The following is an 8,211-nucleotide window of genomic DNA, read 5'->3' on the forward strand; positions in this document are numbered from 1 at the left end:
ACGTCCTCCCCGTGACCCCGACGAACCGGTTCTCAGCGGCCGCGGTGTCGCGATGATCGTGTTGCTCGGTCTCTACGTCGGGCTAATGTCGCTCGGGCTGTTCCATTGGTACCTCGTCGACGACGACCCAGAAACGTTGATGTTGGCTCAGACGGTCGCCTTTACCGGAATCATCGTGATTGAAAAAGTTAACGTGCTGAATTTTCGGGCGCTACGCCAACCGATCTCGTCGGTGGGTTGGTTCAGCAATCCGTGGATCCTGGCAGCGATTGCGGTAACGCTGCTTCTGCAGGTCGCCGCGGTCTACATCCCGGCATTGCAACCGGGGCTGCACACGGTGGCACTTGGGTGGCGTGAATGGGCTTTGATTGTCGCCGCAGCGCTGCCGGTTTTTGCGATTACGGAGGTGGTCAAAATCGTTGCCTCACGACGATCGCGAGTGGCCGAGAATCCGTAGACTCTGGATGGAAGGCATCGGCCTGAAAACAATTCAGCCGGTCGGCGTTTTCCGCAGATCAGGTACGACAACCGCAGCCGATTCCCGTCGGCTGTTTCGTTGGTCAAGTTTATTCGGATACGCGTCCACGTTGTCCGGAATGGGCAGTGCCCAATGGTGTGCATATGTGGGCGATGCGCGCTTCCGTCGTTCCTCTGAAAACTTGGTTTCCAAGGAGATATGTTGTTTTTGGGGTGTGGCGCGTTAGTTGCATTGTCATCACGTGATCGAGTCTTCGGTTGCAACCTTCTTCACTCAAACATCGGGAGCGGAAAGATGTCCGATTCAATCATGACTTTGTTGGGGGACGATGCCGCGTTTCTGCTCGAGCACGAAAGCACAACGATCGATCGCCAGCATTTGAATTTGCCCGGGCCGGACTTTGTCGATCGAGTTGTCTGTCAAACCGACCGCAACCAACGCGTCGTCAATCAACTCGCGAGGTTGTTCGGGCATGGACGGCTCGCGGGTACCGGGTACGTGTCGATTCTTCCTGTGGATCAGGGGATCGAGCATTCCGCGGGTGCTTCGTTTGCACCCAATCCCGAGTATTTCGATCCCGAGAACATTGTGAGGTTGGCGATGGAAGGCAGTTGCAATGCCGTCGCCTCAACGTTCGGAGTGTTGGGGGCGGTCGGTCGGAAGTATGCCCACCGTATTCCGTTCCTCGTCAAAATCAATCACAACGAATTGTTGACGTACCCGAACTCGTACGACCAAGTGATGTTTGGGTCTGTCGAGCGGGCGTATGACATGGGAGCCTGCGCCGTCGGAGCAACGATCTATTTCGGATCGGAAGAATCTCGCCGACAGATCGTCGAGGTTGCCGAAGCGTTCGAGCACGCTCACGAACTCGGCATGGCGACGGTTCTGTGGTGCTATCTGCGAAACTCGGACTTTAAAACCGACAAGGACTACCACACCTCAGCGGACTTGACCGGCCAAGCGAACCATTTGGGAGTGACGATACAGGCTGACATTATCAAACAGAAATTGCCGACCAATAACGGTGGTTTTAACGCGATCAAGTTTGGCAAAACGTCACCTTTGGTCTACAGCAAGTTGACATCGGAACACCCGATCGATTTGTGTCGCTACCAGGTCGCCAATTGCTACATGGGACGCGCCGGGCTGATCAATTCGGGCGGTGCCTCATCGGGTGCGTCCGACTTGGCCGAAGCGGTCAAGACGGCGGTCATTAACAAGAGAGCCGGTGGAACGGGGCTGATCTCGGGAAGGAAGGCGTTTCAACGCCCGATGAACGAAGGCATCGAACTGCTCAACCGGATCCAAGACGTTTACCTCGATGACTCGATCACAATCGCGTAGAGCCTTTTTTTAAAGTGATAAAGGAGATTGACGATGAAAGACCCATTCGTACAGTCGCAGTGGCAGGAACTATGCGAGCACCTGAAACAGGTCGCTCATCATGTCGGTGAACGTGCAGGACTTGAGTCGCAGTATGCCGACGAGGCCGAACAGTTCTGTGCTTCGCAACCACCGGCTCGTTATTCGCATCTGCTCGATCGCGTTCGTGAGGCAACGCATATCGCGATCCGATGGCAAGAACAGGCTTCCGAGCAACGACACGTCGAAGACTTGGTCGACGAAGCGGGAGAGGAAAGTTTTCCCGCGAGCGATCCGCCCGTGTTCAGTCACTCACACGCGTGAGCGTCGGATTGCTGCGTCAAAGCCAAATTTCACGGTAGTGAAACGCGCCAAGAGTTTCGGCAGGGGGGCGTGGATCACCGAAAGTTTTGGCGACTTTCGCGACGGACTTCACCCTGGTGTTTGGCGGTTGCGATCGACTAGATACCGATCGCGTTATGGTGCGGAGCGAACGTGGTTTATGACGGAGACGTTGGATGTCCCCATCGGTCACAGTGCAAGACCGGGGTTGCGTGCTCGCTTTCGATCTTGTCGAGTCGCTGTGTTAGCGCCGAGATGTAGGCGGCGCGTTCTTCGTCGTCGGTGAATTCCAACGGCCGTGTTGTTTGCAGGTCACGCAAATTGGTGAGCCGGTGCCGGTCGAGAAAAACGGTCAATCCGTCTAGCAACGTTCGGATCACATCGGGACCTTCGCGATAGATTGCCGACGTGATCATGGCGACATCCGCTCCCGCGAGAAGAGCCTTGATCAAGTGGTCTGGGTGTCCGATCCCGCCGCTCGCAGCGAGAGGCATCGCCGGGCAAAATCCGTGTACCTGCATGAGCGTGTCGAGATTGCTGGTTTCCGTTTCGGTGGATGTGAGCCTCCACCTCGACGAGAGCTTCAGCGTGTCCAAGCAAATATCCACCGACGGGGCACGCCCGTGCAGGACCATGCCTTGGGCGCCGGAAAGCAATTGCCGGGCGAGGTGCGGGATGCTCGTAAAGTTGCGTCCGAGCTTGACGAACAGTGGAATCGTGATCGCTGCGTTGACGTCGCGAACAGCATCGAGGATCGTCGTCTCAATCTCTGCGGCGCTGCTGTATTCCTTCGCCCGACTGTGGTACACGTTCAGTTCGATCGCGGACGCACCGGCCTCCTGCAGTTCACCGGCGAAGTCCATCCATCCGCCCGCGGTGAAACCGTTGAGGCTGGCGATGACGGGAATCGAAAGCATGGAGCTAGCTCGGTTGACCAACGCGAGATACGACTTCGCGTCGGGGCATGCCCAGTGATGACGCGACTGGTTGGACATCTCGAGAATCTTGCGTTCACGGTCGGTCAGTCGCCTTCCGATCTCAACGCTCCACTGAATCACCTGCTCCTCAAAGAGAGACGGCAGGACGATCGCACCCGCGCCTGCGTCTTGCATGGCGATTCGTGTTTGTTCATTCGTGTTCATCGGACACGCCCCAACAATGACCGGAGACGTCAATCGGAGTCCGCCGAAATCAGTATGAAGATGCGAGAACATGGGATGAACCTTGATAAAGAGGAGAAGCGGCTAGATTTGCTCGACGGTGTCGACCAAATTGGGAATGTGAATCACATGACTGCGTTCTGCTTTGGAAAGTGGATCTCGGTGCGCGATCTGTCGGTCAAGTACGTTGAGGTCGGCGTCGGACGCATCGTCGTCTCGTGCAATCCGATTGGCGATGCGTTGATGTAGCGTTTGTGGGTCGCATTCGCATTCCAAGATGCGATAGGCGACGCCTTCTGTTTTGGCGATGGTTTCAAATCGTTCTCGGTGTCGACGTCGCAGGAAGGTCGCATCGACAATCACGCTGTATCCGGCCCGCAGTACTCGTGCGGCGAGGACGCCGATCCGTCGGTAGGTCGCATCGGTGTGCGAGGCACTGTAAAGGCGACCGATCTCATCGCCGTGGACGCGGTCAGTGGAAGCGAGCCCCTTGAGCCTTTTGCGTTCGACATCACTGACGACACGAAAACAATCGTGACGCTGCACCACGGTTTCGCTGAGCGTCGTTTTTCCGCTGCCGCTGACTCCGTACGTGATCCACAAGCTCGGTGTCTCGCGTAAGGTGAAACGATAGGCGAGGTCGAGTTGTGTCCGCGTCATCTCGTGTGCTTCGCGGCTTTCTTCGTCACTCATGTCGAACTGGGACGCACGCATCGCGGGAACCATCGCGCGGATCAGTGCTCGATAGAAATGGAACCAACGCAGCAAACAGAGCGAGTCGTAGTCGCCGGTTCGCTCGACGTACGCGTTGATGAAGCTACGCGAAAGGTCGAGGTGTCCTTTCGCGGCCAGGTCCATCGATAGGAATGCCGCGTCGCTGAGGACGTCGATCCACCGAAGTCGTTCGTTGAATTCGATACCGTCGAACGGGATCAGGCGGTCGCCCCAGTGAACCACATTTTGCAAATGGAGATCACCGTGGCACTCGCGAATGAAGCCGTTCGGGATGCGGTCTGCGATCTCATTGCGATGATCGGAAAGAAATTCCGCCGACCATGAACGGAGGACCGCGAGTGTCGCTCGCGACTCATCATCGATCAGCAGGTCATCGAGTTGATCGAAGAGTTGACGCGAATTGGTACCGAGAAAGTTGGGCCATCCGTCGGCGAATTCGGGGTCGCAGATCGCGGCCGACTGGTGGAACGTGGCGATCCACTCGGCGAGGTCATGAACCTCTTGGCTCGTCAGCACGCCACGCTTTATTCGGCGGCTCAACAACGCCTCGTCAGGGAAACGCCGCATCTTGACTGCGTAATCCACAACGTTTGCCGCAGCGTCCGTTTCCTCATCGCCGATACGGAGTCGATCATCTTCTAACAAAATTGGAACGACGCCGACGTACAGATCTTTGTCGTATCGACGCCCCAAACGGATTTCTTCGTGGCAGTAGTACTGCCTAAGCTGGATGCTGCTGTAGTCGAGGAAATCGGTCGTCAGTGGCTTTTTGACTTTGTAGACGAAGTCACCAGCTAGGAAGACGACCGAGATATGGGTTTCGTGCGTTTGGATTTCGCCATCGACGGCGTGAGGGTAGGCTTCCGCCCGAGACAACTCGTCGACCAGTTCAGCCGTGCTCACGTCCTTGACCGGTAAGATCTTCATACATCACTCCGTTTGATAGTTCATGAGTTCGATTCGATGTTTCCGCATGTAGGAATGGCATTCCACGCAGCGTACCGTCATCGCGACATAGCCGAGCGTTGCGCGATTGATGTCTTTGCCTTCAGCCGCCTGCGCGATCAAATCAGTGCTGCGGCGGAAATCGCGGCTTTGCGAGGCGTACTCTTTCGTTTGCAAAACGTTCCACCCGGCCTCGAGGCTGAGCAGACGGAGGCTGCGAGCGTTCGCAGCGACCATCTCATAATCTTCCAGCGTCAATCCCTCAAGGATCGCTTTGGACTTCTCAAGTTTCATTCTCATCAGAGGTGGGATTTCCTGTGACGGAACGATAGGCGGATTCGCGAGGGTTGGCAGAGCAGCGGCGATCACGAAGAATACGAGTGTGCAAATGATGATCCGTTTCATGATGTGCTCTCCGGTGCACTGGAGTTTAAAGCGGTCGATGTGATGGGGAAGGAGGATCCGGCGGCAAATTCCGCTGGAGGTGCGATACCCATCGTCCACCACTTGATACAGGTTTGGGGATGACGGGGTTAAACGAGTGGTAAAGGTTCATCCTCTTCGTTGAAGACCGAACCGCTGCGTTGAACCGGCGATTGGAAGCCGTCGGGTTTTAACGCGAGTAGCGAGCAGTTGATGTCGCTGAGAACCGTCTCGGCAGTGTTGCCGATCAAGACGCCGGCAATGCCTGTTCGGCAAACGGTGCCCATCACCATCAGGTCGGCTTCGACTTCATCGGCAACGTCGCGAATCACCGATGCACCGCCACCTTGCCGTAGGTGGACTCGAACGTCGTCCGCGTCGGCAAACGGTGCTTGGAGCAATTCGTCAATGGCGGATTGGACGCGACTGTGATGTTCGCGGCGCATCGCCTCGACCTTTACACTTCCCGCGTGTGGCAGGATGGCGTCCTCCATCCACAATTGCCACGCGGCGACAACGTGCAGTGTTGCTTTGTCTCGCAGGGCGATCGAATATGCGTGTTCGAGAATTTGTCGATTCAGATCGCGATGAACCTGGTCGGTTGATTCGACATCGATCGCCGCAACGATTTGATCGAATTCGCCATGCAACTGTGGTTTGAGCAACATGACCGGGCACGGGCAGATCCGCAGCAGCGACGCACCAATGCTGCCGAACAGACGCCCGGTTGGGGAGAACGCGTCTGCGTTTTTGACGACCAGGTCGTGATCATCGTCGATCACGCGACGAGTGATCTCAGTCGCCGCGTCGCCAATCGCGACGCATACGTCGATCTGGACGCCGATATCGGAAATCTCGCTGGCGATTTCCATCAACCGGCGTTTACGGTCCGCCGCCACGAGCCGTTCAATCTCGTCTGGTTTGGCGACTTCGGTCATCAATCCGAGGACCGAAGGCATCGGCTTGACGACGTCCATCAACGTCAGCGACGCGTGATTTTCCATCGCCAATTGTGCCGCCCGGGTGACAGCCGAATCGCGGTGCTGCGTTCCGGCGTAGACGAGAATGTTGTGGTAGCGTTTCATGGATCTGTCGTGGGTTGGGGGGACGGACGTGAAGACGAATCGGGAAACAGCTATGCGTGAGCGGCTTCCCTTTGGGGCGGTTTTGCCCCGTGGAGCATACGATTTCGTGTAATCCAAACACTGCACGGCGCGTGTCGGAGGACGTAGCGTGTGAGGCTGCCCATCAAGACCCGACCGAGACGTGTTCGCGGGGTTTCGCCCAGAACGATCAAGTCGACTTCGTGCGATTCGGCGTAGCGAACCAAGCCTTCGGCGATGTGATCGCTTTCGATGAGTTGCCCCTTCGCGGTAGGCGCGGATTCGTGCAGTTGCTCGGCGGCACGGCGAACCGAATCGGCCGAGACTTTTGGAGGTGGGACGTCATAGAATCGATCGGGATAGCGAACCGACAGGAGCCGCACGTCGCTCTCGACGCCCCATTCGAACTCGGCAAACTCCTCGAGAGCTGCCAGGGAAGGACCGGAGTCTTCGTATCCGATCACGACTCGTAGATCGTGCACGCCCTCGACCGCACCGGTCGGCCGGATGACGAGAACGCTGCAGGGGGCGTGGGTTGCCACGTAGTCGCTCGTGCTGCCGAGCAGAACGCGGGCGATGCCGGAGTGTCCGGTTGCACCGAGAACGAGTAATTCCGGTTTTACCTCTTTGGCGACTTCGATGATCGTTTCAGCAGGATGGCCTTCTCGCATGATGTGTTTGAGAACGACGTTCGCGCCGCTGAACTTCTCTTCAACCGATCGGAACGCAGCCTCGGCAACCTCACGTTCCCCATCCAAACAAGTGCTGTACCAGTCGCCACTGAGGTAACTCCGCTGTGCACCGGGGACATGTAGTACCGTCACGACGGTCAGTTCGATTCGCTCGTCGTGTGGGAGATGCGCCAGAAACCGAGCGGCATCATTGGCGGCGGACGAACCATCGGTTGCTAACAGGATCGATTTCATCAAAGTCTCCTTCGAGGCAAACGCACAAAGTGGAAAGAACAGCGTTGGATCGGTCGCCCACGCACGAGGCAGCCTCGTGCCGGCGTGGTTCGACAGATCGTTGAGCGTTTGTCCGGTAGGCGTGCGTGAACGTACCGAGAATGTGCCGAGTCGGCGTCGCGGCAGCGCTGTGTTTTCGGCGTCTGCTGCCTTGCGATGCGGCTGTATCGACTGCTAGTTCGGTGTCACGCGGCCGTGTCCGTCTTCCCACATCGAAGGGATCTCGGGATACGGCGATTGGCCTGCGACCGGTTGATGAAAAATGCGTTGTGCGTTGTAGTACTCGCGGCACTCGTCTTCGCGTCCGCGAACAATGCGAGAACCTTGGAGTTTGCCGAACTGCGATGTGATCACTGTCCAACTGCCGTGCGATTGAGCGTCGTCACGAAAGATCACCACCCAATCCTGTGTGGTGTTGAGTTCATGGGCCCGGGCGGTGTTGGAAAACAACGCGGTGTAGTGACGTCCGCCACGTTCGGTATGCAAGATCGGTAGCCACGCGACGTTTTCCGGGTTGAGCTTCGCGGGCGAGATTTTCGGTAGCTGGCCGGAGATCGATTTTTCGCGATATTCGCGATCGATGTCGAGCAGTTCCGCGACCGGCACGGAACAGTCCGGGCAACGCTCATTGAGTTCACCCGCGGCGTGATCGAGTTTGCCGGCGGGTGCGTTGTCGGTGGAGTCGTCTTTCGCGA

Annotated in this window: 8 protein-coding genes and 1 pseudogene; 3 read left to right on the forward strand and 6 right to left on the reverse strand. The window is 57.2% G+C overall.

All coding sequences use genetic code 11. The annotated features are described in order from the left end of the window. The 3 genes from RSSM_RS11370 to RSSM_RS11380 form a co-directional block, all read left to right on the forward strand. Nucleotides 1-457 (forward strand): cation transporting ATPase C-terminal domain-containing protein (locus RSSM_RS11370; protein WP_044302326.1); only part of this gene is annotated, 457 nt, incomplete at its 5' end. Between the two features lie 315 nt (nt 458-772). Then, nucleotides 773-1,825, forward strand: a complete 1,053-nt coding sequence (locus RSSM_RS11375) for a class I fructose-bisphosphate aldolase (RefSeq protein ID WP_044302327.1) — start codon at nt 773-775, stop codon at nt 1,823-1,825. A 33-nt stretch (nt 1,826-1,858) separates the two neighbouring features. Continuing rightward, nucleotides 1,859-2,167, forward strand: coding sequence for a hypothetical protein (locus RSSM_RS11380; RefSeq protein ID WP_008678280.1), 309 nt, complete (start codon nt 1,859-1,861; stop codon nt 2,165-2,167). Nucleotides 2,168-2,343: 176 nt separating this feature from the next. Here the strand turns inward: RSSM_RS11380 and RSSM_RS11385 are convergent, their stop codons facing one another. The 6 genes and pseudogenes from RSSM_RS11385 to RSSM_RS11410 all read right to left on the reverse strand — a co-directional run. Then, entirely contained in the window at nt 2,344-3,399 is a 1,056-nt protein-coding gene (locus RSSM_RS11385) for a dihydroorotate dehydrogenase-like protein (RefSeq protein WP_008678282.1), read from the reverse strand. A gap of 30 nt (nt 3,400-3,429) precedes the next feature. Continuing rightward, nucleotides 3,430-5,007: a bifunctional aminoglycoside phosphotransferase/ATP-binding protein gene (locus tag RSSM_RS11390; RefSeq protein WP_008678284.1), complete on the reverse strand. Its 1,578-nt coding sequence runs from the start codon at nt 5,005-5,007 to the stop codon at nt 3,430-3,432. 3 nt (nt 5,008-5,010) lie between these two features. After that, on the reverse strand, nt 5,011-5,430 hold the full coding sequence (locus RSSM_RS11395) for a hypothetical protein (RefSeq protein WP_008678285.1): 420 nt from the start codon (nt 5,428-5,430) through the stop codon (nt 5,011-5,013). A gap of 128 nt (nt 5,431-5,558) precedes the next feature. Beyond that, nucleotides 5,559-6,533, reverse strand: coding sequence for a universal stress protein (locus RSSM_RS11400; protein ID WP_008678287.1), 975 nt, complete (start codon nt 6,531-6,533; stop codon nt 5,559-5,561). A 50-nt stretch (nt 6,534-6,583) separates the two neighbouring features. Beyond that, the gene (locus RSSM_RS11405) at nt 6,584-7,477 is read right to left on the reverse strand and encodes a universal stress protein (protein WP_008678289.1); all 894 of its coding nucleotides are present in this window, start codon (nt 7,475-7,477) and stop codon (nt 6,584-6,586) included. A gap of 213 nt (nt 7,478-7,690) precedes the next feature. Then, a pseudogene (locus RSSM_RS11410) lies at nt 7,691-8,211 on the reverse strand (hypothetical protein); the annotation flags it as partial.

Origin of the sequence: Aporhodopirellula sallentina SM41, assembly GCF_000346505.1 — a bacterium.
GTDB lineage: Bacteria > Planctomycetota > Planctomycetia > Pirellulales > Pirellulaceae > Rhodopirellula > Rhodopirellula sallentina.

Bases quoted from the DNA above. Each gene is read 5' to 3' on its own strand.
- RSSM_RS11405 (WP_008678289.1), bottom strand. From the start codon at position 7,477: ATGAAATCGATCCTGTTAGCAACCGATGGTTCGTCCGCCGCCAATGAT.
- RSSM_RS11375 (WP_044302327.1), top strand. From the start codon at position 773: ATGTCCGATTCAATCATGACTTTGTTGGGGGACGATGCCGCGTTTCTG.
- RSSM_RS11390 (WP_008678284.1), bottom strand. From the start codon at position 5,007: ATGAAGATCTTACCGGTCAAGGACGTGAGCACGGCTGAACTGGTCGAC.
- RSSM_RS11385 (WP_008678282.1), bottom strand. From the start codon at position 3,399: ATGTTCTCGCATCTTCATACTGATTTCGGCGGACTCCGATTGACGTCT.
- RSSM_RS11380 (WP_008678280.1), top strand. From the start codon at position 1,859: ATGAAAGACCCATTCGTACAGTCGCAGTGGCAGGAACTATGCGAGCAC.
- RSSM_RS11400 (WP_008678287.1), bottom strand. From the start codon at position 6,533: ATGAAACGCTACCACAACATTCTCGTCTACGCCGGAACGCAGCACCGC.
- RSSM_RS11395 (WP_008678285.1), bottom strand. From the start codon at position 5,430: ATGAAACGGATCATCATTTGCACACTCGTATTCTTCGTGATCGCCGCT.